Origin of the sequence: Myceligenerans crystallogenes (genome assembly GCF_039529775.1) — a bacterium.
GTDB lineage: Bacteria > Actinomycetota > Actinomycetes > Actinomycetales > Cellulomonadaceae > Myceligenerans > Myceligenerans crystallogenes.
Window position 1 is genome coordinate 153,397 of the sequence record NZ_BAAANL010000005.1, and the last position, 24,550, is coordinate 177,946.

At 73.6% G+C, this 24,550-nt stretch carries 19 protein-coding genes and 1 pseudogene; 5 read left to right on the forward strand and 15 right to left on the reverse strand.

The features are described 5' to 3' along the window. Positions 1-26 precede the first annotated feature (26 nt). From ABD208_RS13175 to yczE, 4 genes are all read right to left on the reverse strand, one after another. Complete coding sequence (locus ABD208_RS13175) at positions 27-1,748, reverse strand: thiamine pyrophosphate-binding protein (protein WP_344103555.1); 1,722 nt, start codon at positions 1,746-1,748, stop codon at positions 27-29. Then, positions 1,745-2,479 carry a class I SAM-dependent methyltransferase gene (locus ABD208_RS13180; RefSeq protein ID WP_344103557.1) on the reverse strand — a complete coding sequence of 245 codons (735 nt, stop codon included), beginning with the start codon at positions 2,477-2,479 and terminating at the stop codon, positions 1,745-1,747. Before ABD208_RS13180 ends, ABD208_RS13175 begins: the two co-directional genes overlap by 4 nt. Before the next feature lie 202 nt (positions 2,480-2,681). Next, the gene (locus tag ABD208_RS13185) at positions 2,682-3,323 is read right to left on the reverse strand and encodes a LuxR C-terminal-related transcriptional regulator (protein WP_344103559.1); all 642 of its coding nucleotides are present in this window, start codon (positions 3,321-3,323) and stop codon (positions 2,682-2,684) included. A gap of 269 nt (positions 3,324-3,592) precedes the next feature. Next, the gene (yczE, locus tag ABD208_RS13190; protein ID WP_344103562.1) at positions 3,593-4,258 is read right to left on the reverse strand and encodes a membrane protein YczE; all 666 of its coding nucleotides are present in this window, start codon (positions 4,256-4,258) and stop codon (positions 3,593-3,595) included. Positions 4,259-4,319: 61 nt separating this feature from the next. Between yczE and ABD208_RS13195 the strand changes: the two genes are divergently transcribed. Beyond that, positions 4,320-5,930 carry an aminotransferase-like domain-containing protein gene (locus ABD208_RS13195; RefSeq protein ID WP_344103564.1) on the forward strand — a complete coding sequence of 537 codons (1,611 nt, stop codon included), beginning with the start codon at positions 4,320-4,322 and terminating at the stop codon, positions 5,928-5,930. 30 nt (positions 5,931-5,960) lie between these two features. Here the strand turns inward: ABD208_RS13195 and ABD208_RS13200 are convergent, their stop codons facing one another. From ABD208_RS13200 to ABD208_RS13215, 4 genes are read right to left on the reverse strand one after another with little or no spacing between them, the layout of a single operon-like run. After that, the gene (locus ABD208_RS13200) at positions 5,961-6,179 is read right to left on the reverse strand and encodes a hypothetical protein (protein WP_344103566.1); all 219 of its coding nucleotides are present in this window, start codon (positions 6,177-6,179) and stop codon (positions 5,961-5,963) included. Continuing rightward, positions 6,176-7,282, reverse strand: a complete 1,107-nt coding sequence (locus ABD208_RS13205; protein ID WP_344103569.1) for a quinone-dependent dihydroorotate dehydrogenase — start codon at positions 7,280-7,282, stop codon at positions 6,176-6,178. Before ABD208_RS13205 ends, ABD208_RS13200 begins: the two co-directional genes overlap by 4 nt. Next, positions 7,279-7,746 carry a hypothetical protein gene (locus ABD208_RS13210; RefSeq protein ID WP_344103572.1) on the reverse strand — a complete coding sequence of 156 codons (468 nt, stop codon included), beginning with the start codon at positions 7,744-7,746 and terminating at the stop codon, positions 7,279-7,281. Before ABD208_RS13210 ends, ABD208_RS13205 begins: the two co-directional genes overlap by 4 nt. After that, positions 7,743-8,102 (reverse strand): hypothetical protein, encoded by a 360-nt coding sequence (locus tag ABD208_RS13215; protein ID WP_344103575.1) that lies wholly within the window; start codon positions 8,100-8,102, stop codon positions 7,743-7,745. Before ABD208_RS13215 ends, ABD208_RS13210 begins: the two co-directional genes overlap by 4 nt. Positions 8,103-8,279: 177 nt before the next feature. Here ABD208_RS13215 and ABD208_RS13220 point away from each other — a divergent pair, with 177 nt between their 5' ends. Further along, positions 8,280-9,785 (forward strand): leucyl aminopeptidase, encoded by a 1,506-nt coding sequence (locus ABD208_RS13220; RefSeq protein WP_344103578.1) that lies wholly within the window; start codon positions 8,280-8,282, stop codon positions 9,783-9,785. Positions 9,786-9,873: 88 nt separating this feature from the next. Here the strand turns inward: ABD208_RS13220 and ABD208_RS13225 are convergent, their stop codons facing one another. Continuing rightward, positions 9,874-10,227 (reverse strand): oxidoreductase, encoded by a 354-nt coding sequence (locus ABD208_RS13225; protein WP_344103581.1) that lies wholly within the window; start codon positions 10,225-10,227, stop codon positions 9,874-9,876. A 198-nt stretch (positions 10,228-10,425) separates the two neighbouring features. On the opposite strand from ABD208_RS13225, the gene ABD208_RS13230 reads away from it, so the two are divergent. Both ABD208_RS13230 and sucB read left to right on the forward strand, forming a co-directional pair. Further along, positions 10,426-11,922 (forward strand): dihydrolipoyl dehydrogenase, encoded by a 1,497-nt coding sequence (locus ABD208_RS13230; RefSeq protein ID WP_344103583.1) that lies wholly within the window; start codon positions 10,426-10,428, stop codon positions 11,920-11,922. Positions 11,923-12,023: 101 nt separating this feature from the next. Next, positions 12,024-13,442, forward strand: a pseudogene (sucB, locus tag ABD208_RS13235) (2-oxoglutarate dehydrogenase, E2 component, dihydrolipoamide succinyltransferase); the annotation flags it as partial. Between the two features lie 95 nt (positions 13,443-13,537). On the opposite strand, the gene ABD208_RS13240 reads toward sucB, so the two are convergent. Both ABD208_RS13240 and ABD208_RS13245 read right to left on the reverse strand, forming a co-directional pair. Further along, complete coding sequence (locus ABD208_RS13240) at positions 13,538-14,938, reverse strand: hypothetical protein (protein WP_344103586.1); 1,401 nt, start codon at positions 14,936-14,938, stop codon at positions 13,538-13,540. An 81-nt stretch (positions 14,939-15,019) separates the two neighbouring features. After that, positions 15,020-16,030, reverse strand: a complete 1,011-nt coding sequence (locus ABD208_RS13245; RefSeq protein WP_344103587.1) for a Gfo/Idh/MocA family protein — start codon at positions 16,028-16,030, stop codon at positions 15,020-15,022. Positions 16,031-16,202: 172 nt separating this feature from the next. On the opposite strand from ABD208_RS13245, the gene ABD208_RS13250 reads away from it, so the two are divergent. Then, positions 16,203-16,934, forward strand: a complete 732-nt coding sequence (locus ABD208_RS13250; RefSeq protein WP_344103588.1) for an HNH endonuclease family protein — start codon at positions 16,203-16,205, stop codon at positions 16,932-16,934. 26 nt (positions 16,935-16,960) lie between these two features. Here ABD208_RS13250 and ABD208_RS13255 read toward each other — a convergent pair whose 3' ends face one another. Genes ABD208_RS13255 through ABD208_RS13270 form a run of 4 tightly spaced genes read right to left on the reverse strand, consistent with a single transcriptional unit; the run spans position 16,961 to position 24,451 of the window. Further along, a complete protein-coding gene (locus ABD208_RS13255; RefSeq protein WP_344103591.1) occupies positions 16,961-19,015 on the reverse strand; it encodes a hypothetical protein in 2,055 nt (684 codons plus the stop codon). Then, positions 19,012-20,298 carry a VWA domain-containing protein gene (locus ABD208_RS13260; RefSeq protein ID WP_344103593.1) on the reverse strand — a complete coding sequence of 429 codons (1,287 nt, stop codon included), beginning with the start codon at positions 20,296-20,298 and terminating at the stop codon, positions 19,012-19,014. The genes ABD208_RS13255 and ABD208_RS13260 overlap by 4 nt, the downstream gene beginning before the upstream one ends. After that, positions 20,295-23,324 (reverse strand): DUF5682 family protein, encoded by a 3,030-nt coding sequence (locus ABD208_RS13265; RefSeq protein WP_344103595.1) that lies wholly within the window; start codon positions 23,322-23,324, stop codon positions 20,295-20,297. Before ABD208_RS13265 ends, ABD208_RS13260 begins: the two co-directional genes overlap by 4 nt. Further along, positions 23,321-24,451: an ATP-binding protein gene (locus tag ABD208_RS13270; protein ID WP_344103597.1), complete on the reverse strand. Its 1,131-nt coding sequence runs from the start codon at positions 24,449-24,451 to the stop codon at positions 23,321-23,323. The genes ABD208_RS13265 and ABD208_RS13270 overlap by 4 nt, the downstream gene beginning before the upstream one ends. Between the last annotated feature and the right edge of the window lie 99 nt (positions 24,452-24,550).

Here is a 24,550-nt window from a genome sequence, read left to right on the forward strand (position 1 = left end):
ATCTTTGACTCTTCTCGCTGGTCTGGTCAATGGATGGGACGGCCGGCTGTCTGCCCGGTAAGAGCTGCGTGCCAGGTCGGCACCGGCGGAGGCACATCCATGTGTTCAGGCACCGCGACATGGATCACTGCAGGGCCGGCAGCTACAGCTGCCTCCTTGGCCAGCGTGGCCAGCTGATCCAGGCTCGTGGCCTTGGCGCCCGGGACACCCATACCCTCCGCGAGGAGCACCGGGTCGATCGGGCCTGGATCGACGGCGAAGTACCGGCCGCCGGCATATAGGTGCTGAATCATCTTGATCCATGCCATCGAAGTGTTGTCCAGCACCACATACGTGATCGGCAGTCCCAGACGAGCGGCCGTCTCCCACTCCGCAACAGCCATTGCCACGCTGTTCTCCGTCGTCAGGCAGAGCACTCTGTCGCCCGCGCGGCCGACACCCACACCGATCGACGCCGGTATCGCAAAGCCCATCGGCCCATGTCCGCGTGGAATGATCACCCGCCACCCGTCCCCAGGAGCCTGCCAGTAGCAGGACAAGTAGGGGGTCGGCGTACCAGCATCGGCCACCACCCAGACGTCCTGGCCGAACGTATCTGCCAGCACGCGGATGACATCGCGAGGGTGCAGGACACCGTCCGGCAGCGAGACGCCTGTTTCGCTGTCCTGCCGCACCCAGTCACGTCGCGCCGCGGCGATCTCCGCGATCCGCCGGTCGCGGACGCCTTTGCTCACCTCTGGGATCTGCGCCCGCAGTTGTTCGAGGACCGTCCGCGCATCCCCGATCAGCGCCACGCTGCCCGGATAGTTGCGGCCCGCGCGTGCTGGATCTGTCTCGATGTGCAGGATGCGCGTGCCGGTGCGGGCCGGTGCGGTAAAACTCAAGGTGTCGGTGGCGTTTGCACGCGTACCGATGAACAGCACCAGGTCGGCAGCAGCGACTCCGGCGTTCGCGTAGTCGCGTGCGCCGTTGCTGCCGACCACACCGAGTGCCAGCGGATGGCTCTCACCGATAGCGCCTTTGCCGTGAATGCTGGTCGCCACCGGCACCCCGCAGTGGTGGGCAAATTGCTCGAGTTCCTGCCATGCGGCCGAAAGGTGTATGCCGCCACCGGCAAGGATGACCGGGCGCTCTGCAGCAACCAGCTGCGCCGCTGCGTCGTCGATCACCGCCGTCGACACGGCGACGCGGCGCCCGGGGGTTCGGGCCGCAGAACCGGTCACCGGAGTACCAGGATCGGCCGACGTCGTCGCCTCGAGAAGGTCCTCCGGCAGGATCAGTGCCACAGGCCCTGGCCGGCCCTCAACCGCGGCCTCGAACGCTTCCGTGACCAAGCCAGGGATCTCGTCGATGCTTGTCGCAAGGCGGTGCCACTTCGTGCAGGCCGCGAACAGGAGTTCCTGGTCCTGTTCGCTGATGGGCGCCGTGCCGGCGCTCCGGGTGCTGTTGTCTGTCGTGATGGCCAGCAACGGAATGCTGGACGCACGGGCCTCGCCGAGACCGCTGGCCAGGTAGACCGCACCGGCCCCGCTGGATGCCTCGCACACGCCGATCCTGCCTGTGCTGCGGGTATGGGCGTCAGCCATGAAAGCCGCATGCCGTTCATCCCTGGCCAGAACATGGCGGATAGCTGGGGTCCGACCGAGCACGTCGTAGAACGCAATGCTCGTGTCGCCGGGAAATCCAAAGATTGTCTCGACGCCTTGGTGCGCGAGGGCATCGACCAGAAGTTCAGCCCCGCTCTTCATGAACACCCCCTCGTGTCACCCTCGCCCGCGCGAAATATTTTCCCGTTCATGATTGCCCGCATCCGTTCCCCGGAAATAGGCCGCCGATAGCGGAAGTCATCCGTCGCGGCGTCAGCGAAGCCGGCCATGAGAGCCTGGTCACGCATATATCCGCCGGACAGCCAGTGGAAGCCGTCGACGCCAGGAGCCTTCTGGATATCGGCGCCGTTGTTGGGCGCGTCGTTCGAAGCCACAAGCGTGGCGGCACCGGACCTTGAATTCCTTTCCGGTTCAAGCCAGCTGAGAATCCGTGAGAGCACCGGCTGCAACCCTAGATGTTTGTCGTGCAGGTGTCCGAGCACACCGTCGATGTAGATCACCGAGTACGGATGCTCCGGTTGCCACTGGAAAATATCGGCACACACCGCCTCGACGCCCTTGCGACGAGCCAACATCACCGCATCGGGCATGGCGTCGATCGCGAAGACATGATGGCCACGCTCAACGACTTCGGCCTCCACCGCGGCGTTTCCGCAGCCCAGGCTCAGCAGGCCGCCGCCGTTCCGGTCGAGTTCGGCAACCAGTCGGCCAACCATCCAGGTACGGTACTCGGCACTGAAGGTTGACGGCGTCACCGAATCGCCACGACTGCCACCGTCCTCCCAGACCTCGAACAGGTTCGCCTTGCCCGCACTGCCCTTGAGATAGAAATCATCGAGGTCGCTCTGATTTTTCGCGCGCAATTCAACCATGGTCCCCTCCTTCATGGATGGCGAGTACAAAGACCTCGGCCGAACAGGTGTCACGAAGGTTCACAAGCACTACCAACACCGAGGCGCCTGCCTACGTCGATCCTGACCCTGACCACGCCTGACCGCATCTACCCCATGGCCATGATTTGATTGCCCCATAGGGGTAGCCTCAGTGGGAACAGCCTCTCCAACAGCTGCCTTGTCAGGAGTTCAAGGCACTACCATGCACAAGCGCGATCAGCTCAGCCCTGTGGTCCACTCCGGTCTTGGCTTTCAGCGCGCGGATGTGCACCTTCACGGTCCCGACGCTGATATTTCGACGTGAGGAGATCTGAATGTTGGTGAGTCCGTCGCCGATGTCGTGAAGAATCTCGCGCTCGCGCGATGTCAGACCAGCCATCTCCGTGAACGACGCCCACTGTCGCATCGCAGCGACCAGTTCCGGTGCCAACGCCGTGTTAACGACCTGATGTCCGCTGGCCGCGAGGCGAACGGCCCGGACAAGTTCTTCCGTCGAGACCCCCGAGTGCAGCAGCGCACTCACCCCTGCAGCGATGAACTGCTCCGGGCCCGGATCGCCATCGGCGCTGGCGAGTACAACGACGCTGGGTGGAGTCGGGACGCGGGAAGCCTCGTCAAGCACGCTCAAGGCAATCCGATCAGCGCTGACCACGACGTCCGGTTTGGTCTCCAGCACCCAGCGCCGAAGCGGCGCCGGCCGAACGGCCGAGAGCTTGCCTACGACCCTCAGGTGCCGACATGCCGTGATCAGGTTCGCAATCCCTGTCACGAGCAACTCATGGTGGGCGACGACGCCCACCTTGACGACAGATTCGTCGGACACGCTCGACACTCCTCGCTTCAGCCAGACCTCGGGAGTTTCAACTACTTCGCCCGAGATGAGCCTAGCTCCAGCCATCGCGATCGTGCCGAAAATGCGCGAGACCGACATGTGACCCCCGACACCGCGCCGCGACCGGTCGTATCGCTGGGCGGCGCCCTCAGCATCGCGGGCGTCGTGATCGCGACCCGCAAGCCCGCCGCGCGCACGGCCGTACCCGCCAGGTGAGGTCCCCCGCGGGATCCACCTGGATCCCGCGGGGCGACGCCGCGTCAGCCCACCAGGCCGCGGGGCGCCAGCCAGCGGGCGGACCACTGGACCACGGGGCCGATCGTCAGGGCGAACGCGATCGTCGCCCAGCCGAACGTGCCGCCCAGCAGGATGCCGGTCACGACCACGGCCACCTCGAGCCCGGTCCGCACCAGCCAGACCGGCCAGCCGGTACGGCCCACGAGCCCGGTCATCATCCCGTCGCGCGGCCCCGGCCCGAGCCGCACGCCGATGTAGGCCGCCGTCGCGATCCCGTTGACCACGATCCCCGCGAGCGCCAGCGGCACGGACACGAGCAGGCTCGGATCGGGCAGCAGCCGCTGGAGGATCCACAGCGACGGATCGATGGCCAGCGCGATCAGCACGATGTTGGCGATCGTCCCGATGCCCGGCCGCTGCTTGAGCGGGATCCAGCAGACAAAGACGACGAGGCTCGCGAGGAAGACCACGACCCCGAACGGCAGCCCGGTCACCCGCACCACGCCCTGGTGCAGCACGTCCCACGGCATGTTGCCCTGGCCGGCGTGGATCATCATCGCCATCGCGAACGCGAACACCAGCAGCCCGACGACCAGCTGCACACCCCGGCGCACCGGCCCGAAGACCGGCCCCGCCGTCCCCTTGTCCTGATCCTGTCCGTGTCCGACGACGGTGCTGGGTTCGTTCATACGCCGAGCATCACCCAGGATTGGCCTTGTACTCCATAGCCAATCCGGCGAGAGTGGACCCATGAGCGTCACGCCGGTCGCGCACCGCCACCTCTCCCCCGTCGCCACCGCCCGCCTGCTGGGCGCCTGGCACGCGGGCGGCCCGGCCTACGTCGCGCTGGCGGACGCCCTGCGCGCCGCCGTCCTGGTGGGAACGATCGCGCCGCTGACGCGCCTGCCCTCGGAGCGCGAACTGGCCCCCGCCCTCGGCGTGTCGCGGACGACGACGGCCGCCGCCTACGGCCGGCTGCGCGACCTCGGTTTCGCCACGAGCCGGGTCGGCTCGGGAACGGTGGTCCTGCTGCCCCGGCGTGCGGAGACGCCCGCAGGTGGCGATGTCGCGGTGCCGGACGCCGCCGTCTCGCTGGGCGATCCACTGGCCCGGCGGCCCGTGGCGTACCCGGAGGCGGGCCGGCCTCCGAGCGGCAGCGTCGTGTCGGCCGGCCCTCCGGGGGCGTCGGCCTCGCTGGTGTCGCCGTCCCTGGCGCCGGCGTCCCTTGGCCGAGGGTCCCGGGGGCCGACGACGTCGCCCGGCATCGTCCGCCCCATCCTGCTGAACCAGGCCACGGCACCGGCAGCGCCGGAGGTGCTGGCCGCCTACGAGCGGGCCCTGACGGCGCTGCCCGAGCATCTGGCGCACGGCGGGTACGCGCCGTACGGCATCACGCCGTTGCGGGAGGTGATCGCCGCGCGCTACCGCGAGCGGGGCGTGCCGACCACGCCGGACCAGATTCTCGTGACCACCGGGGCGCAGAACGCGATCTCCCTGGTGGTGCGCACGGTACTGGCGCGCCGGGAAACCGCCGTCGTGCAGTCACCGACATACTTCCACGCGCTCGACGCGCTGCGCGAGACGGGGGCGCGGATCGTGGGCGTGCCCGCGGGCTACGACGGGCTCGACACCGAGCTGCTGGGGTCCACCGTGCGGCGGACCGGTGCGCGGCTCGTGTTCCTCATCCCCGACCACCACAACCCGACCGGGACGTCGCTGACGGCCGCCGAGCGCGCCGCGGTGCGTGAGCTGGCGGAACGCACCGGCGTGACGATCCTCGGGGACGAGACCCTGACGGACCTCGCGCTGACGGCCCGTCACCGGCCCGAGCCGCTGGACGCCAATCCGCCGCTCGACGCGGAGGGAACCTCGCCGCGCATGATCACGGTGGGCTCGACGTCGAAGTCGTTCTGGGGCGGCCTGCGGATCGGCTGGATCCGCGCGCATCCCGACCTGGTGGCACGCCTCGTGCGGACACGACAGGCCACGGACATCGCCACCCCGGTGATGGAGCAGCTCGTGGCGGCCGACCTGATCTCCAGGCGCGCCGAGATCCTGCCCGGCCGCCTCGCCCTCCTGCGCGAACGCCGCGACGGCATGGTCTCCGCGCTGCGCGCGGCCTTCCCGTGGGACATCCCGCTGCCCGACGGCGGCCAGTTCGTCTGGGCGGGCCTCGGCGCCCCGCTGGCCCACGCCTTCGCGGCGGCCGCCGCCGCGCAGGGCGTCCTGCTCAACCCGGGCCCCACCCTGACCCCGGACGGCTCGTCCCAGGACCGCGTCCGCCTGACGTTCCCCCACACCCTGGAGGTCCTGGAGGAGGCCATCCCCCGCCTCGCCCGCGCCTGGACCCGCCTGTCGTGACCCACGGCCGGCAGTTACCCGGCTGGCCGGCTACCGAGGGCCGAGGATGACCTCGGGGGCCGCCGCGCGGCCGTCGTTGAGGACCTGGGCCGTGGCCGCGCCCGCCTCGGCGAGGTCGCGCCAGTGCTCGCCGAGCCATTGCTCGGCGTCGAACTGGTTGGTGAAGACCGGGGTGACGGGCTCGGGGAGGCGGCGGCCCTCGTCGTCGTGCAGCAGCCATTCCCAGCGCGGGCGGATCGTGCCGGTCATGTCTGCCTCCCGCTGCCGACCGAACCCGCGGAGCGGGTCAGTGCCCGGTTGATCTTCGAGGCCCAGAACGGGCCCTCGTAGATGAAGGACGTGTACCCCTGCGTCAGGTCGGCGCCCGCGTGCAGGTAGGCGCGGACGTCGTCGGCCGTGCGGATGCCGCCGACGCCGATGATGACCGGGCCCTGTCCCAGCCGCTTGCGCAGCCGCGTGACCACCTCGACGCCGCGGGCGCGCAGGATCGGGCCGGACAGGCCGCCCGGGCCGCGGTCGTGGCCGATCGTGGTGTTGACCGCGACGATCCCGTCCAGGCCCAGCTCGAGGGCGAGGTCCGCGACGGCCTCGACGTCGTCGTCGGCGAGGTCCGGGGCGATCTTGACCAGCAGCGGGACCCTGCGCAGCGCCGACGACGAGCCGGCGCGGACGGACAGGGCCGCGGTGGCCTCGTCGGCCGCCTCGCGGACGGCGAGCAGGATCGGCCGCAGCGACTCGGTCGCCTGCAGGTCGCGCAGGCCGGGCGTGTTCGGGGACGAGACGTTCACCACGAGGTAGTCGGCCCACGGCGCGAGCAGCCGCGCGGAATGCGCGTAGTCCTCGGCGGCCAGCTCCGGCTGCGTGCGCTTGGTCTTGCCGATGTTCGCGCCGACGACGATCGCCCGGCCGGACGGCGTCGACCGCAGCGCCTTGAGCCTCGCCGCGGCCGCGGCGGCGCCGTCGTTGTTGAAACCCATGCGGTTGCGCACGCCGCGCAGGTCGAGCTCGCGCCACAGGCGCGGGCGCTCGTTGCCCGGCTGCGCGTGCGCGGTGACCGTGCCGATCTCGATGAAGCCGAAGCCGAGCGCCGTCAGCCCGCGGACGGCACGCGCGTTCTTGTCGAAGCCGCCCGCCAGGCCGAACGGTGCCGGGACGACGCGCCCGAACACGGTCACGCTGCCCGGGCCTCCCGCGCCGGCGCCCAGGTACGGCGCGACGGCACCCTGCACGATGTCGGACACCACCGGGATCTTGCCGAGCGTCTCGATGGCCCCGAACGCGAGCTCGTGCGCGCGTTCCGGATCCATCTTCCTGAAGACCAGGTCGAAGAGCAGGGAGTACGGGAAGCTCATACGGCGGGCTCCTTTCCGTGCGCGGCAGGCCCGCGCGTGCGCCACAACCACCACAGCCCTACGAAGGGCAGGACGAGCGGGACATAACCGTACCCCTGCCCGAACAGGCTCCACACCGTCGACTCCCCGAACACGTCAGGGTTCGCCAGCGAGGCCGAGCCGACCACGAGCACCCCCACCGCCTCGACGCCCACCGCGATCCACGCCAGGCGGCGCCAGAGCGGGTGCGCCCCGAGCGCGAGCGCGAACGTGGCGAGCACGTAGACGAGGGCGGCCGCGCCCGAGAGCGAGTAGGCCACCGGCGCGTCGGTGAATTTCACCATGAACTCGTAGCCGGAGCGACCCAGCGCGGCGAACGCGAGGACGCCGTACACGGTGACCAGGACCCGGCCGAAACCCGCGCCGGTGGAACGCGGTGCGCGGGCCGCCTCCGCGGGCGCGGCGCCGTCGTCGGGCGCGATCATGCGGCCGTCCAGATCTGCCAGAGTCGGTAGTCGAGGAACGCGACCGTCAGCGCCGCCACCAGCAGCACCACCGAGGACCACCTGGTGCGTTCCGCGAACGCCCAGGCGGCGGCGATCGGCAGGATGATCAGCGCGGTCGCCATGTACCCCCAGAAGAGCAGGGGGTCCGACGGCGGTTCGTGGGTGGCACCGCGGATCGCCGCCGTGATGGCCTGGGCGATGAGCACGCCCTCCACCACGGCACCGCCCCACAGCTGGTTCAGGATCACCGCGCGGTCCCGGACGACGAACCAGGCGGCCCATCCGCCGAGCGCCACGCAGAGCGCGATCAGCAGGACCAGGAGGGGTAACAGCACGTGAGCAGGGTACCCGCGACGCCAGGTACGGTGAAAATCGCAGCCACCCGGACGGCGCGTGGCATTTCTCACCGGCACCGGACCTCAGGCGGCTCCCGCCGAGGCCCGGAAGCCGGCGCGGGAGCCGGGGCGACCGGGCCCCGGCTCGCCGGAACGGCGCCGGGATAGCATCGCGGGGTGACCGACGTTTCCCTCTCCAGCAAGAATCCCATCGCTGTCGCCGCCGACGCGCTCGTCGTCGCCACGGCCAAGACGTCCGACGGCGTCGCGATCGTCGCCGACCACCTCCCGGCGGAACTCCTGGCCGAGATCGAGGCCATCGCCCCGCAGCTCGGCATCACCGGAGCCCGGGACGAGGTCCGCAAGGTCCCCGCCGGCTCCCGGCTCAAGGCCGGCGTACTCGTGCTGACGGGCCTCGGCGAGCGCGCCGAGGACGGCACGTTCGCCGCCGAGACCCTGCGCCGCGCGGCGGGCGCCGCCACGCGCGAGCTGGCCGGGACGGCGTCCGCGGCGCTCTCGCTGCCCGCGGCCGACGACGCCGAGCTGGCCGCGGTCGTGGAGGGCGCGCTGCTCGGCGCGTACCGCTTCGACAGGTACCGCTCGGGGGCCGACGCCGCCAAGGCGCCCGTCGGCTCGCTCGAGATCCTCACCACGCTGGCGCGCGGCGCGAAGGCGAAGCTCGCGGTCGAGCGCGCCGGCGTCCTCGCCGAGGCCGTCCACGCGGCGCGCGACCTGGTCAACACCGCCCCGAACGAGCTCTACCCGGGCACGTTCGCGGACGCGGCGCGGGCCGCGGCCAAGGACGTCAAGGGCCTCAAGGTCACGATCCTGGACGACAAGCAGCTCGCCTCGGGCGGCTACGGCGGGCTGACCGCCGTCGGGCAGGGATCCTCGCGCGGGCCGCGGCTGGTGAAGGTCACGTACACGCCCGCCAAGGGCGCCAAGGGCGCGCCGGCCACGAGGATCGCGCTGGTCGGCAAGGGCATCACGTTCGACACCGGCGGCATCTCCATCAAGCCGGCCGCGAACATGGAGGCGATGAAGTCGGACATGGCCGGCGCCGCCGCGGTGCTGAGCGCCGTCGTCGCCGCCGCGAAGCTCGGGCTGCCCGTCGCCGTGACCGGCTACCTGTGCCTGGCGGAGAACATGCCGGGCGGCGGCGCGCAGCGCCCGGGCGACGTCATCACCATCTACGGCGGCAAGACGGTCGAGGTGCTCAACACCGACGCCGAGGGCCGGCTCGTCATGGCGGACGGCCTCACGTCGGCCGTCGAGGACGGGCACGACGTCGTCCTCGACATCGCGACCCTGACGGGCGCCCAGGTCGTCGCGCTCGGGCCGTACACGGCGGGCGTGATGGGCACCGAGGCGGTGCGCGACGACGTCGTGGCCGCCGCGGGCGCGGCCGGCGAGCTGTTCTGGCCGATGCCGCTGCCGGACGAGCTGGCCCCGAACATCACGTCGAAGGTGGCCGACGTCGCCAACTCCGGCCCCCGCTGGGGCGGCATGCTGAACGCGGGCCTGTTCCTGCGCACGTTCGTGGGCGACACGCCGTGGGCCCACCTGGACATCGCGGGCCCCGCCTACAACGACAAGTCGGCCCACGGCTACACGCCGGCGGGCGGCACGGGCATGGGCGTGCGCACCCTCCTGGCCTTCCTGGAGACCCGCGCCGCGAGGTAGGGCACGGAGCGGCACCGCGCGGCGGTGCCCTCGCCCGCGCGGGACGGTTCCACGGCGCTCGCGGGCGCCGCCCCGCGGTGCGGGACGGTCAGGAGTTGCGGCGCTGGGCGCTGGTCCAGTCGCGCATGCGCTGCGGGTAGCCGATGAAGCGGACGTTGTAGACCGGGACGCCGAGGTCTCCGGCGAGGTCGAAGGCCGTCTTCTCGTCGGGGACGCGGCGGCGGGTCCACTCGCCGGTCGTCGCGACGAGCAGGATCGTCGGGGGGATCTGGTTGGTCGGGGGCTCCACGTACGCCTCGACGCCCTGACGGGTGGCGACGAAGTCGCGCAGGTGGTTCATCGTCTCGCGACGCGCGTCGGCCGCCGCCGGGCGTGCTGCCTGGCCGGCAGCCGGACGGCGGCGGAAGAGGCGCGCGAGCGAGAAGCGCGGGGTGCGGGACATGCCGCGAAGACTACCGGGCCCGCCTGGAATGTCCCCAGCATCACACCCGGAATCCGCCCCCACCGATTGGGGGGAGGCCGTCGGAGATGACAAGATGTCAGGCGGTGCGCATGCGCTCACAAGGCGCCCGCGCACGTGACGACCGCTCGTCAGGAGAGCGGCGGCGCCCATGACGGCTGCTGGAGCGAGGAGCACGCAGTGCCAACCACGGCAACGACCGCCGGCGATCCCGGCATCTTCGACCTCGTCGTGCTCGGCGGCGGCAGCGGCGGGTACTCCGCCGCGCTGCGCGGAGCACAGCTCGGGCTGAGCGTGGCTCTCGTGGAGGAGAGCAAGCTCGGCGGAACCTGCCTGCACAACGGCTGCATCCCCACCAAGGCCCTGCTGCACGCCGCGGAGATCGCGGACGTCGCGCGGGAGGGGTCGCGCCTCGGGGTGCGGACCTCGCTGGACGGCATCGACGTCGCCGGGGTGCACGCCTACAAGGACTCGGTCGTGGCGGGCCTGTACAAGGGCCTGCAGGGGCTGATCGCCTCGCGCAAGGTGACGTTCGTCCAGGGCCACGGGACGCTCGTCGCGCCCGGCGTGGTCGAGGCCGGCGGGGTCCGGTACACCGGGCGCGACGTCGTGCTCGCCACCGGCTCGTACGCCCGCACCCTGCCCGGCCTGGACATCGCCGGCCCCGTCATCACCTCCGACCAGGCCCTCGCGCTGGGCCACGTCCCCGCCTCGGTCGTGGTGCTCGGCGGCGGCGTCATCGGCGTGGAGCTCGCGAGCGCCTGGAAGTCGTTCGGCGCCGACGTGCACATCGTCGAGGCCCTGGACCACCTGGTCCCGGCCGAGGACGTGGCCCTCTCCAAGGGCCTGGAGCGCGCGTTCCGCAAGCGCGGCATCGACTTCACGCTCGGCGACCGGTTCACCGAGGTCAAGCCGACGACGGTCGACGGCGCCGACGGCGTCCGCGTGACCCTCGAGTCCGGCAGGACGCTCGACGCCGAGCTGCTGCTCGTCGCGGTCGGCCGCGGCCCGCGCACGGCGGACCTCGGGTTCGAGGCCGCCGGGGTGCGGCTGGAGCGCGGCTTCGTCGTGACCGACGAGCGCCTGCGGACCGGCGTGCCGACGCCCGCGGGCGGTCACGTGTGGGCCGTGGGCGACATCGTGCCCGGGCTCCAGCTCGCGCACCGCGGGTTCGCCCAGGGCGTGTTCGTGGCGGAGTCGATCGCGGCGGAGCGCGCGGCGCAGGGTGCGCCGTCGGGCAGCGGGACGACGACGTCGTCGGGCACCGTCGGCGGCCTGACCGCGCCCACCCCGGTCGACGAGACCACGATCCCCCGGATCACCTACTGCGAGCCGGAGGTCGCGTCCGTGGGCGTGACCGAGGCGCGGGCCAGGGAACTGTACGGCGCGGACGCGGTCGAGACCCTCGAGTACAACCTGGCCGGCAACGGGAAGAGCCGGATCCTCGGCACCACGGGCTTCGCGAAGCTCGTGCGCCGCAAGGACGGGCCCGTCGTCGGCATGCACCTGATCGGATCGCGCGTCGGCGAGCTGATCGGGGAAGGACAGCTGATCGTGGGCTGGGAGGCGTTCCCCGAGGACGTCGCCTCGCTCGTCCACGCACACCCCACCCAGAACGAGGCACTCGGAGAGGCGCACATGGCTCTGGCCGGCAAGCCTCTGCACGCCCACAACTGACGCGACGAGGGGCTCGGCGGACGCAACCGGGCACGAGGAGCGTCAACGCAGGTTTGGACCCAGTACCGACTAAGGAGACCCAACCGGTCATGTCTGAGAACGTGCAGCTGCCGGCCCTCGGCGAGTCCGTCACCGAGGGCACTGTCACCCGCTGGCTCAAGAACGTCGGCGACGCCGTCGCCGTCGACGAGCCCCTGCTGGAGGTATCGACCGACAAGGTCGACACCGAGATCCCCTCGCCCGTCGCGGGGACCCTGGAGCAGATCCTGGTGCAGGAGGACGAGACCGTGGAGGTCGGCGCCACGCTCGCGCTCGTCGGCTCGGGTGCGGCCGCGCCCGCAGCTCCGGCCGAGGCGCCCGCGCCTGCCGAGGCTGCTCCGGCGCCCGCCCCGCAGGCTCCCGCCGCCGCGGCTGCTCCGGCCGCGCCCGCCCCGGCTCCGGCCGCTCCGGCACCCGCCGCCCCGGCGCCTGCTCCGGCTCCGGCCGCTCCGGCTCCGGCCGCTCCGGCTCCGGCCGCTCCGGCCCCTGCCGCTCCGGCCCCTGCCGCTCCGGCGCCCGCCGCGACCACCAGCCCCGCGCCGCGGGCCGCTGCCGGTGCGACCGGTGGCACCTACCTGACCCCGCTGGTCCGCAAGCTCGCGGCCGAGAAGGGCGTGGACGTCGCGGCGCTCGTCGGCACCGGCGTCGGCGGCCGCATCCGCAAGGAGGACGTGCTCGCCGCGGCCGAGGCGAAGGCCGCCCCCGCGGCCCCGGGCGGTACCGCGGCAGCCCCCGCCACGGTGCTCGAGGTCTCGCCGCTGCGCGGCACGACCGAGAAGATGTCGCGCCTGCGCAAGATCGTCGCCGAGCGCATGCTCGAGGCCACCACGACGCAGGCCCAGCTCACCACGGTGATGGAGGTCGACGTCACGCGCGTCGCGCGCCTGCGGGCGCGCGCCAAGGACGCGTTCGCCGCGCGCGAGGGCGCCAAGCTGACGTTCCTGCCGTTCTTCACGCTGGCCGCCGTCGAGGCGCTCAAGGCGTACCCGAAGATCAACGCGACGATCGACACCGCGGCCGGAACGATCACGTACCACCCGGCCGAGAACGTCGGCATCGCGGTGGACACCGAGCGCGGCCTGGTCGTGCCGGTCATCAAGAACGCGGGCGACCTGAACCTGGCCGGCATCGCCCGCCAGATCGGCGACCTGGGCGCGCGGACCCGTGCGAACAAGGTCGGCCCGGACGAGCTCTCGGGCGCGACGTTCACCATCACGAACACCGGCTCGGGCGGCTCGCTCATCGACACCCCGATCGTCCCGGTGGGCCAGGTCGCCATCCTCGGCACGGGCACCATCACCAAGAAGCCGGTCGTGGTCACGGACGCCGAGGGCAACGACTCGATCGCGATCCACCAGATGTCCTACATCTTCCTGTCCTACGACCACCGTCTGGTCGACGGCGCGGACGCCGCCCGCTTCCTCACCGCGATCAAGAACCGCATCGAGGAAGGCGCCTTCGAGTCGCAGCTCGGCCTCTGAGCAGGCTGATCACGAGCAGGGCCGCGAGGTAGGAAGGGATCGGCGGCCGGGCCCCGGCACGGATGTCCGTGCCGGGGCCCGGCCGCCGATCCGCGTCAGGAGAACACCCGGGCGACGCGCCAGCCGTCCGTGGTCCACGTCATCGAGAGCATCGCGGAGCGGATGCCCGACTTCGGGACCTGGGTCGCACCCGAGTCACCGACCTGCAGGTACGCGCTGATCGAGTACTCCACGCGGACGACGGCCTCGTTCAGCACGCCGCCCGCCGCGGCGCCCCGGGTCGCGGCCGTGCCGCCCGTGCCCCCGGTTCCCTCCACCCCGACGACCTCCGCGGCGGCGACGTTGACGGTCGCCCCGCTCACGTGCGCGCCCCACCTGGTGATGCGTTCGAGGAGCGCGGCGTCGGCGGCGTACGCGGGTGAGCCCGCCAGGTCGACGTCGGACACCTCGACCGGCATGCCGCTGAGCAGCATCATCCGGAGCCTGGTGAGTTCCTTGGCCGCGCGGGCGGGATTGCCCCGGTCGGTGATCGCCGCCATGTCCGCCCCGAGGTCCGCGGCACTTCTCGCGTCGCCCTCCGGCGACGGGCCGCGCGAGGCTGACGCCGCCGCAGCCGCGTCGCCGGGCAGCAGGTCGGACACCGTGGCCACGATGCCCGCGCCCAGCCCGCACACCAGCCCCGCCACCGAGACGGCCACCAGCACCGCCGGGGGACGCCGGTGCCCGCGCAGCACCGGCGGCAAGCCCCTGCGGAGCCCCGCCCCGGCCAGGATCACCGGCTCCAGGTCCACGCGCCGCAGCACGCGGCCGCCGGCCGCCGGGCCGATGATCGGGATCGGGCCGGTGCGGGCCGCCGCACGCAGCTTCTCCGGCGTGGGCATGCGCACCGGCTGCGGCGCGACGACGTCCTGGACCCGGGCCGCGAACCCCTTGGCCGCGAGCCGGTCGCGCAGGTCCGCGGTGCGGGCCTTGGCGAGTTCCGCCCGCAGGGCCAGGTCCTCGCTGCTCAGGGGCGCCGGACTGCCGCCGGACCCCGCCAGCCAGCTGCGCAGCACCGACTGCGCCACGCGCGCGAGCGACGGGATGTCCTCGGCCGGGCCCTCGCTCGCGGCCGGCACCGGCGGCTCGAGGCGGGGCCGCAGCAGCGCGGTCCCGTCGGGCGCGAACAGCACGTCCGTCGCCTCGACCGTGCCGTGCGCCAGGCCCGCGGCATGCAGGGCCGCGAGCGCCCGGGCGACGCCGGTCACCATGCCGGAGGCCTCCGCGGCGGTGAACGGCCCGCGCGACGCCAGGACGGTGGGCAGGTCGGCGGCGTCCGGGCGGTCGAGCCGCACGTCCATCCGGTCCCTGCCGGACGGCGAGATCGTCACCACCCGCACGAGGTTCGGGTGCTCGATCCCGGCAAGCGTGTCGAGGCGCCGGATCAACAGGTCACGGGACAGCCCCTGGTCCGGCACGGCGACCCGGACGAGCTCCGTGGAATCGATGAGATGCACCATCCCATGGCAACGCGGTACGGGCGGCGGCGCTCGCTGTCGTCTGATATGCGGTGTGAGCCGCGAGATGTTATGTACCCTTCACACCTCGACGATTCGCCCGTCCCGGGCCGCGACCCGGGCGGCGTCGAGCACCTCGGCGGTGCGGACGGCGTCGGCCGGGTCGACCGGGACGCCGGCGTCGCCCCGGAGCCAGGCCTCGACGGCGCGGTAGAAGTCGGCGTGGCCGCCGGGCGCGACGGCGACGGGCTTGCGTTCGCGGCCGTGGGTGAGCCAGCCGAGCGCGCCCTCCGGGGCGTCGTCGTCCATCACCTCGAACGGCGAGGCGTCGTCCTCGAACGTGGTCACGACGAACGCCCCGGCGGTGCCGAGGACGCGGGTGCGCGGGCCGGGCGCGCCGACCAGGGACCCCGCCCAGAGGCGGGAGACGACGTGGCTGGCGTGGTGCAGCACGAGGAAGACGTCGTCCTCGACGGGGGTGGACAGTGCGCGCATCTCGGCGTAGACGGCCTCGACCGGGCCGAAGAGCCGGGTGGCGGAGTCGACGAGGTGCGGGCCGAGGTCGAGCAGCAGGCCGCCGCCCCTCGGGTCGCGCTCCTTCCAGCGCTGGCGGGGTACGGGCCGCCACCGTTCCCACCGGCGCTCGAACGTGTGCACGTCGCCGAGCTCGCCGCTCCTGACGAGCGCGGCGAGGGTGAGCTGCTCGGGGTCCCAGCGGCGGTTGTGGAACACGGTGAACGGCGTTCCGGCGGCGGCGGCGGCCTCGACCACGCGGCGGGCCTCGGCGGCATCGATGCCGATGGGCTTGTCGAGCACGAACGGCACGCCCGCGGCGGCGACGGCCGCGGCGTGCTCGAGGTGCAGGGCCGTCGGGCTCGCGACGACCACCAGGTCGTAGGCGCCTCGATCGCCGAGCATGCCCGGCAGGTCGTCGTAGAGCTTGGCGCCGGGCCAGTCCCCCGCGGCCTGCACCCGCCTGCCGGGGTCACGCGTGACGACGGCGGTCACCGTCATCCCCGCCTCGCGGGCGAGGCGCCCGTGGATCTGCCGCCCCGCTCCGCCGTATCCGACGATTCCCAGCCGTAGTGCCATTCGCCCATCGTGCCCGACGTGTGCGCGCGGCGCGCGGGCTGTCCGGACCGTGGCCGGGGCGTTCGTGCTGCCCGACGACGTCGTCCGCGGGTAAGTTGCCTTCTCGTTACCCTTGAACTGGTATATGTACGTCGTACGACTGTTTAACGCGCTATCACGGTACAGGAGCAAGGTGGCCGCCTCATCGGAAAAGAAGTCGCTGCTCGATCGGCTGGGCAAGCGCAAGGCCCTCCAGGTGACGCTCGTCGTCGTCGCGGTGCTGGTCCTCATCGGGAACTTCGTCATCAGGTCGAGCGGCGACGACCTCGCGCCCGCGGAGGGCGCGCAGGGGTCGGCGCTCGCCGCGCTCTCGGAGCTGGAGATCGCCGAGTGGGAGGACGAGGACGGGTACGACCGCGACGACTTCGGGACGGCCTGGAAGGACGTCGACGACAACTCGTGCGACACCCGCAACGACATCCTCGCCCGTGACCTGGAGGGCGAGGAGTTCAGCGAGGGCGAGACCTGCGAGATCGCCACGGGCACGCTGGAGGACCCGTACACCGGCCAGGAGATCGACTTCGAGCGCGGCCCGCAGTCCGGCGAGGTCCAGATCGACCACATCGTCGCGCTGAAGAACGCGTGGGTGACCGGCGCGCACGCCTGGGACGAGGCCGAGCGCGAGCTGATCGCGAACGACCCGCTGAACCTCATCGCCTCGGACGGCCCCGCCAACATGGGCAAGGGCGCGTCCGACGCGTCGGAGTGGCTCCCCGAGAACGAGGGGTACCACTGCGAGTACATCGCGTCACAGGTCGCGGTGAAACTGAAGTACGAGCTGTGGGTGACCGGGCCGGAGCACGAGGCGATGACGGACGTCCTGAGCGAGTGCCCGGACCAGCCGCTCCCCGCGGGCGGCCTGTGACCGCCCGCGGGGACTCGCGGGCCCCGCTACGACGCCGAGGCGATCTCGCGCGTGCGGCGCACGAGGAACGCCGTGCGGGCGAGCGCCTGCGGTGAGATGCCGGCGTCCGGGTCCAGGTCGCCGAGCGCGCGTTCCAGGGTGGTCAGCCCGAGGTCGCGTGCCAGCGCCCGGGCCTGGACGACGTCGGACAGCTGACGGGGCGTGAGGCGGCGGCGTCCCGTGGCCGCGAGTGCCACGGTGACGTCCCACGCCAGCGCGCACGCGCGCACCACGGGCTGGTCCGGCTCCGCCACCTCGGTGACGGCCCGGGCCCGCGAGCGCATCCCGGCGACGCGGGACAGCCGCTTGCGCCACGTCTCCCAGTGGTGGAGCGTCCAGCGTGAGTCGCGGCCGAGCTGGTGCTGCTCGGTGATCGACGGGCTGACCAGCAGGATCTCGCCGTCCTTCGCGCGCAGGAAGATCCCGGCGGGTTCGAGCCGGTCGTCGTGCCTCTCGGCGGTGACCGCCACGACGTTCCACTTCCCGGCCACGACATGGAGCAGCGTGTCGGCGGTGCGCCGGTCCTCGATCGGCACGCGCAGCAGGTGCGGCTGCCCGGTCGAGTCGGTGACGGTCCAGGTCAGGTCCTGACGCACCTCGTCGACGCCGACGTCGCCGGTGTCGCGGACGAGCAGCAGGCGTACCCGCGCGGGCCGGCGTCCGAAGCCGACGACGTCGCGGGCGGGCGTCGCGGTGCCGGTGCGCTCGGCGATGTCGCGCAGTTCGTCGACGTCGAACGCACCGAGCGGTGACAGGCGAGGGCTGCCGCCGGCGCCGAGGGTGCCGTCCGTCCGTTCCCGCACCCCGGTGAGCGCGAAGGGGCCGGAGCTGAGCCGAGCCGGCGAGGCGCTCCACAGCAGCGGCAGCTCCCACTCCCGCCGGAACCCGGGGTCACCGCCCGCGGGCCGCCCGGTCACGGCGGTCCGCACGCGCCCGGCCTCCGGGTCCCACCCGGCGAACGCGATCCCGCGCGCCCCGCTGGGGCTGGTCCACCAGCGCACGGCGAGCGGCACGACGCGGCCGAGGTCGGTCTCGTCCTCGTCCCGCCCGCTGCGGTTCTTCCGCTGGGGGCGCGCGGTCGCCGGCGCTTCCGCGGCGGTGTTCCCGACCGGCCCCGGGCCGCCGGGTTCCTGACCGGTGGGCGCCGCGGCGGTCGTGCCCGCGGTGGTCATGCTCGCGGCGGTCGTCGCCGCGGCCGACCCGCTGCCTCGCCCGGTGGCGAGCGCGTCGTGCGTCTCGCACAGGGCCCAGATCTCGGCCAGCGTCTCCAGCAGGTCGGCCTCGCCCGTCGTGTCGTCGTGCGCGGCGAGATCCCCGGACTGCCCGGCGGCCGTGCGCAGCAGGGCGTCGAGCCGCAAGCCGTGCACGGGCTCGAACGCGGCGACGCGGACCCGCCCCGCCAGCGCCCGCAGGGACTCGGCGGTGTCGTCGCGCAGATGCGCGAGCCCGCCGTCGAGCAGATGCACGACGGCGTCACGCACCTCGGCGAGGGCGACCTCCTGCCGCTTGACGGCGGCGGCCTGCTTGGCGGAGCTCGCCGGGGTGGCGCGCCTGCCGGTTCCGGCGCGACCGGCCGCTCCCGCGGCCTTCCCCGCACTGCCGGCCGGCCCCGCAACCTTCCCCGCGCTGCCGTCCGGTCTCCCGGCCTTGCCCGCCGCGGCCCGCTTCGCCGGACCGGCCGCGCCACCGGGCCCGCCGGCCGCGGTCTCCCCCGGGCCGGAACCGGAGGCCGCTGGATCCGCGGGAGCCTGCGGCGTAGGCGGCTCGACGCCGTTGCGCGCCGCCTCGTCGCGCGCCCAGCCGCAGGCGACCACGACGTGCACGCACACGCCGCCCGTCGGGCACGCGCAGGCGACCGCGGCCGGGCCGCGTGCGTCGACCCGTACGGCGTGCCCGCCGATCACGAGATCCGCGCCCTTCGCGTCCGACCCCGCCACCGCGACGTCGTCGGACAGCTTCCTGGCGCGGCGCAGCAGGCCGGTGCTGGCGAGCTCCGCGAGCGCCTCGTCGCCCAGACCCGCATAGGCTTCCAGGTACGTCATGACAGGACCTCCCCCAGCCATTCGGCGAATCGTTCGGGCGTGAGCGCCGCGACCTCCATGCCCGCCTCGGCGAGATGCCGGGCGGTGCCCTGGTCGTAGATCGGCTCGGCGGACTCGTCGAGCGCGGCGAGCCCGAGCAGCGTCACCCCCGACGAGCGCAGGCGTTTCACGGCCGCGAGCAGTTCCGAGACGGACCCGCCCTCGTAGAAGTCGCTGACGAGCGCCACCACGGTCCGTGACGGGTTGCGCACCTGCTGCTCAGCGAACCGCACGGCCTTGGCGATGTCCGTGCCGCCGCCGAGCTGCGCGGTGAGCAGCACTCCCACCGGGTCGTGGGCCAGGTGCGACATGTCCACGACGCTCGTGTCGAACAGCACGAGCCGCACCTCGATCCCGGGCAGCCCCGACAGGATCCCCGCGCACACCGCCGAGTACAGCAGCGAGGCCGCCATCGACCCCGACTGGTCCACGAGCACGATGACGTCCCACGTGAGGGCCCGTTTCTGGCGCGCGTTGAAGCGCACGTCCTGGATCATCATGCGGCCCGACCCGTCGACGCGGCCGAGATTGGCGCGCAGCGTCCGCTTCCAGTCGAAGTTGCGTGCGACCTTGTGCATCGAGCGGCGCGACCGGTCCACCCGCCCGCCCATCGCGGTGAGGAACCGTGGCTTCAGGCGCCGCACGACGTCCTCCACCACGCGCTCGATGACGCGGCGCACGCCCGCGGCCATCGAGTCGTCGAGCTTGCCCCGCACCTGCAGCAGCGCGGTGGCCAGCTCGCGCGACGGTTCCATCGCCTCGACGGTGGCCGGGTCGCGGAGCAGCTCCGTCAGCCCGTACCGGCCCACGGCCTCGACCTGCATCCGCTCGAACGTCTCGCGCGGGAACAGGCTCCGCGCCTCGCCGAGCCAGCCGAGCGCGGTGAGGTCGACGCCGTGCGGCTGCGAGCCGTCGAGCGATCCGGGGCCACCGCGGCCCTTGCCGCCGCGACCGGCCGCGTGCCCGCGGGCCTGGTACTCGCGGTCGTAGAGGTAGCCCAGCGTGCTGTCGAGCCGCTGGTCACCGCTGCCGACCTCGAGCTTCTCGGCGGCGTACCGCCCGAGCACGAGCCGCCACCGCCGGGCGGCCTCGTCGTGGCTGATGGCGCCGGTCGCGGTGTTGTCCGACGGCGGGGCCGTGGCGGGGCCGCCGGCCGTGCCCGCGGTGCCGCCACCGGGCGCCGCGCCGTTCCCCGACGACCCCGCCGGGACGGCGTCCGCGGCCTGCGCACCCGTCGCTGTCATGGTGTTCCTCCGCTCCAGTGGGCCAGCCCGTCACGGGCCAGCACGGCGGCGAGCTCGCGTTCGGCCGCGAGCCCTGCCGCCAGGTCCTTCTCGTCCACGCGGACGCGGACGTCGACGTCCGAGGCGCGCCTGCCCGTGCGCTCCGCGACGCGTTCGGCGATCTTGTGGGTCTCGGTGGGCTTCAGCCAGGTAAAGCCGCGCCGCAGGTCCGGCAGCACGGCGAGGAAGGCCTCCGGCTCCAGGTCCCGGATCGCGCCGTCGACCGCGTCGAACAGCTCCGGGGTGTAGATCAGCAGGTCGGGCGCGGCGCGCAGCACACCGCCGAGGAACCGCACCGCGAGCGCGGGGTCCGCGCCCGGCCGGAGGGCACCGCGGACGCGGGCCACCAGCAGGTCGTCGGGCACCTCGCCGTCCACGGAGCCGACGGCGAGCAGGGCTCCCCGCACCCCGGGCGCCGCGTCGTCGTCGTCCCGCAGCCGGACCAGCTCACGCGCCACCGAGGCCGCGGGATCCTGTGCGACCCGGGTCCCGGTGCCGCCGCCGATCGCGGCGACGGTCACCCCGCTGGACCCGCCCGCCGGCGCAGCGCTCGCCCGCGGCGCGCCGCCGGCCGAGCCCGGGACCCGGTCGCCGGTCGCCCCGGCGGTCTCGCCGCCGGCCTCCGCCTCCCGCCAGGCGCGCTGGGCGTCGCGGACCAGGGCCCGGAGTTCCAGGACCGTGGAGATCGCCGCCTCCTCGTCGTCCGGACCGGCCCGGCCGGCGTCCGACACGAGATACGCGGACGTCGCGAGGGCCTGGCCGACCAGCGACAGCAGTTCGTCCGCGGGGGTGCGGCCCGGCGGGAACCCCGCGTCCGCCGTCGTCCCGCCCCCGGCACCCGGCCGCACCGGCACGGTGTCCAGGTCCAGCTCCACGCGTGAGCGCCAGAGCCCGAGCAGGCGGCGTGCGCCCGAGGTCACCGACGCCAGGTCGCGGTCCGTGTCGAGCGTCCGGGCGAGCAACGTGACCAGCCGCGGCAGATGCGCCGTCAGGCCCACCACGGCGGCCCGTGCCACGAGCTTCGCCGCGCCGTCGGCCGCCGCGGACGCCCCGGCGGAGCGGAGCTCCTCCTCGGCCTGCCGCAGCAGCGTCACGGCGGCGGCCTCGACCGACGCGCCCAGGTGGGACAGCTCGACCAGCCGGGCCTCGACCACCGGCGTCCAGCAGTACTCCCACTCCTCCGCGATCAGCCCCAGGCCGCGCCCGCCCACGTGGTCCGGCCCGGACAGCTGCCGCCCGAACCCGCAGTCCAGCAGGTCCAGCAGCGCCAGCACCTGGCGGCGGGCCCGGTGCGACGGCGTGCGGCGCGCGTCGAGCCGGGCGGTGCGCGGCAGGGTGGTGTCGATGTCGAGCCCGACGGCGCGCACCCGCTCCCGGGCGTCCCGCACCAGCGGCGGGACCGCGGCGCCGGCCGGGACCCGCCCGACGGCCCTGCCCCCGAAGACCTCCGCGATGGCCAGGCCGAGGGGCCGTTCCGGGCCGATGCCGCCGTCGTCGGTGACGAAGCACGACGTGATCGCGTCCAGCACGTCGGTGCGCCCCGGGACGGGGCGCATCCGCAGGTCCGCGAGCCGCGCGGCCGCCTCGGCCGCCGAGGCGACCTGCGGCGTGGAGACCTGGTGCTCACGCTCGGCGGCGGCCCGGGCGACGTCGACCAGCACCGCGGTGACCAGGGTGCGGCTGTCGCCGGCCGACGGCGGGACGGGAACGACCGCCGCGGCCTTCCGGCGCTTCGCCGCCCGCGCGCCGGCCGGGCCGCTGCCCGGCTTCCGCTCCGCGGGCGCGAAACGGCGCTCGTGGGCGGCGTGCAGGCGTTCGTAGAACCCCGGCGAGGGCATACCCGCGCCGTAGCCGCGCAGCCCGTCGAGCCGCTCGTGGTCGTAGCGGATCAGCCAGGCGTCGCCCTCGGCGAGCGGGCCGTAGCCGCCTTCGGGCCGGCGCTCGCGCACCGGCCCGCCCTCCGGGAGGTCCGCCAGCGCCTCGGCGATCGCGAGCGTGTGGAAGGCACCGGTCACGACGAGCACCGTGCCGTTCTCGCTCGCCTCCGCGACCCGGGCGGACATCCGCGCCTCGCGCTCCAGCGACCCGTCGGCGGCGAGGACCTCGTCCTCGTAGTCGAGGCGGGACAGCGCGGCCCAGGCGAAGACGTCGTCGAACGTGCCGCGCCAGTCGGCGAGGCGGTCCGGCGTGCGCGCCTCGAACAGGTGGTCCCACACCTCGTCGTGGTCGCGGCAGCCGAGCCGCCGCGCGAGCGCGGCGACCGTCTCGGAGTGCGCGAGGTACCGCTCGGACATGAGCGTCCGCGCGAACGGATCGTGCTCGGGCGCGGTGTCCGGCCCGGCGCCGCCGGGCCGGGCGTCAGCCGGCCGGGAACCCCCGGGGTTCGTCCCGGCGTCCTCTGGGTCCGCCCCGGCCGCCGGGCCCCCGGCCGCAGGTTCGCCGGTCCCGGGTTCGCTCGTCCCCGGCGTGCCGCCCGCGGCCTCGGCGCTCTCGGCCGCTGCCCGTTCGCCGGCGGGCCGGTCGCAGAAGCGGATGTCGGCGCCGATCGCGTGGGCGGCGCGGATCGCGACCCACTCCGGCGAGAACGCGGCCAGCGGGTAGAAGCTGGCGCCGTCGCCGCGGCCCTCCGCCGGCTGCGGGAGGCTGAGCAGCGCGACCGGCGGAACGGTCTCCTCGTGCAGCAGCTCCGGCAGGAGGCGCGTGTACTCCTCGGGCCCCTCGATCAGGACCGTGGCCGGGCGGATCTCCTCGACGGCCCGCCGCACCGCGACCGCGCAGGCGGGCGAGTGGTGCCGCACCGGCGCGAGGTACACGCCGCGGCCGCGCAGCGCCTCGACCGCCGCGGCAGCCCGGCGCAGCCGGCCGGGCGCCAGGTCCCACACCTCGCGCAGGCCGTGCTGGCCCGCCTCGCCCGACCCGGCCGCCCCGCCGGCGGTCATCGTGCCGGGTGGCCCGCCCGGCGCCGTCGTCGTCCCTGAACCGGTCACCGCCACAGCACCTCGGCCGCGTCGAAGAAGGCCTTCCAGCCGGAGTCCTTGCGGGCCCGCTCGCGCACGACGTTGTCCACGTAGTGCCGCAGCCGGCGCGCGTCCTCCTCGTCGCCCTTCAGGGCGACGCCCGCCACCTGGCGGGCGACCTCCGCGGCGGTGACCCGGCCGTCGCCCAGGTAACGCGCCTCGAGGGACGCGGCGACCGCGACGTTCACCGCCTCGGCCGTCGACATGACCGTCTCCGGGCGCTTCACCGGGGCGCCGTCGCGCGTGGTGCCCGTGCGCAGCTCCTGGAACACCGTGACCAGCACCTCCAGCACGTCGCGCGGCACCTCGGGGCGTTCGCCGGGCGCGCCGAGCTCGGCGGTGAGCTGCCGCTCGACCAGCTCGATCTCGAAGTCACGGTCCTTCACGGGCGCGACCGTCTCGAACGAGAAGCGGCGCTTGAGCGCGGCGGACATCTCGTGCACGCCGCGGTCCTTGAGGTTGGCCGTGGCGATGACGTTGAACCCGCCGCGGGCGGCGACGCGCGCGGCGGGCCCGAGCTCGGGGATCATGAGTTGCTTCTCGGACAGGACCGACACCAGCGTGTCCTGGATCTCCGGGGCGCAGCGCGTGATCTCCTCGAACCGCACGAGCGACCCGGCGCGCATCCCCGTCATCACGGGGGACGGCACGAGCGACCGCTCGGTGGGGCCCTCGGACACCAGCAGCGCGTAGTTCCACGAGTAGCGCACGTGGTCCTCGGTGGTGGCCGCCGTGCCCTGCACGGTCAGGGTGGACGAGCCGCTCACGGCCGCCGACAGCAGCTCGGACAGCATCGACTTGGCCGTGCCCGGCTCGCCCACCAGCATCAGGCCCTGGCGGCCCATGAGCGCCACGACGGCCCGGTCGACCAGCGGGTCGTCGCCGTAGAACTTGCGGGACACGCCGAGCTTCTCGTCGCCCACCACGAAGGCGCGCACGGCGCGCGGGCTGAGCCGCCAGCCCGGCGGGAGGTCGGCCCCGCGCTCGGCGTCCCAGGCGGCGAGCGCGGCCAGCTCGGCGGCGTGGCGCACCTCCACGGGCGGCCGCTGCTCGGCGGCGACGCCGGCGGCGGCCGGCTCGGTGGTCTCGGTGGTCATGTCGGGTGGGTTCCTCTCGGGTCAGGCGATACGGCAGCAGGGCAGGTCAAGCGGATCGGACAGGTCGGGCGGGTCAGCCCGCCGGGTCGCGGGGCCGCC

Bases quoted from the DNA above. Each gene is read 5' to 3' on its own strand.
- ABD208_RS13175 (WP_344103555.1), bottom strand. From the start codon at position 1,748: ATGAAGAGCGGGGCTGAACTTCTGGTCGATGCCCTCGCGCACCAAGGC.
- ABD208_RS13180 (WP_344103557.1), bottom strand. From the start codon at position 2,479: ATGGTTGAATTGCGCGCGAAAAATCAGAGCGACCTCGATGATTTCTAT.
- yczE (WP_344103562.1), bottom strand. From the start codon at position 4,258: ATGAACGAACCCAGCACCGTCGTCGGACACGGACAGGATCAGGACAAG.
- ABD208_RS13195 (WP_344103564.1), top strand. From the start codon at position 4,320: ATGAGCGTCACGCCGGTCGCGCACCGCCACCTCTCCCCCGTCGCCACC.
- ABD208_RS13200 (WP_344103566.1), bottom strand. From the start codon at position 6,179: ATGACCGGCACGATCCGCCCGCGCTGGGAATGGCTGCTGCACGACGAC.
- ABD208_RS13205 (WP_344103569.1), bottom strand. From the start codon at position 7,282: ATGAGCTTCCCGTACTCCCTGCTCTTCGACCTGGTCTTCAGGAAGATG.
- ABD208_RS13210 (WP_344103572.1), bottom strand. From the start codon at position 7,746: ATGATCGCGCCCGACGACGGCGCCGCGCCCGCGGAGGCGGCCCGCGCA.
- ABD208_RS13225 (WP_344103581.1), bottom strand. From the start codon at position 10,227: ATGTCCCGCACCCCGCGCTTCTCGCTCGCGCGCCTCTTCCGCCGCCGT.
- ABD208_RS13245 (WP_344103587.1), bottom strand. From the start codon at position 16,030: ATGGCACTACGGCTGGGAATCGTCGGATACGGCGGAGCGGGGCGGCAG.
- ABD208_RS13255 (WP_344103591.1), bottom strand. From the start codon at position 19,015: ATGACGTACCTGGAAGCCTATGCGGGTCTGGGCGACGAGGCGCTCGCG.
- ABD208_RS13260 (WP_344103593.1), bottom strand. From the start codon at position 20,298: ATGACAGCGACGGGTGCGCAGGCCGCGGACGCCGTCCCGGCGGGGTCG.
- ABD208_RS13270 (WP_344103597.1), bottom strand. From the start codon at position 24,451: ATGACCACCGAGACCACCGAGCCGGCCGCCGCCGGCGTCGCCGCCGAG.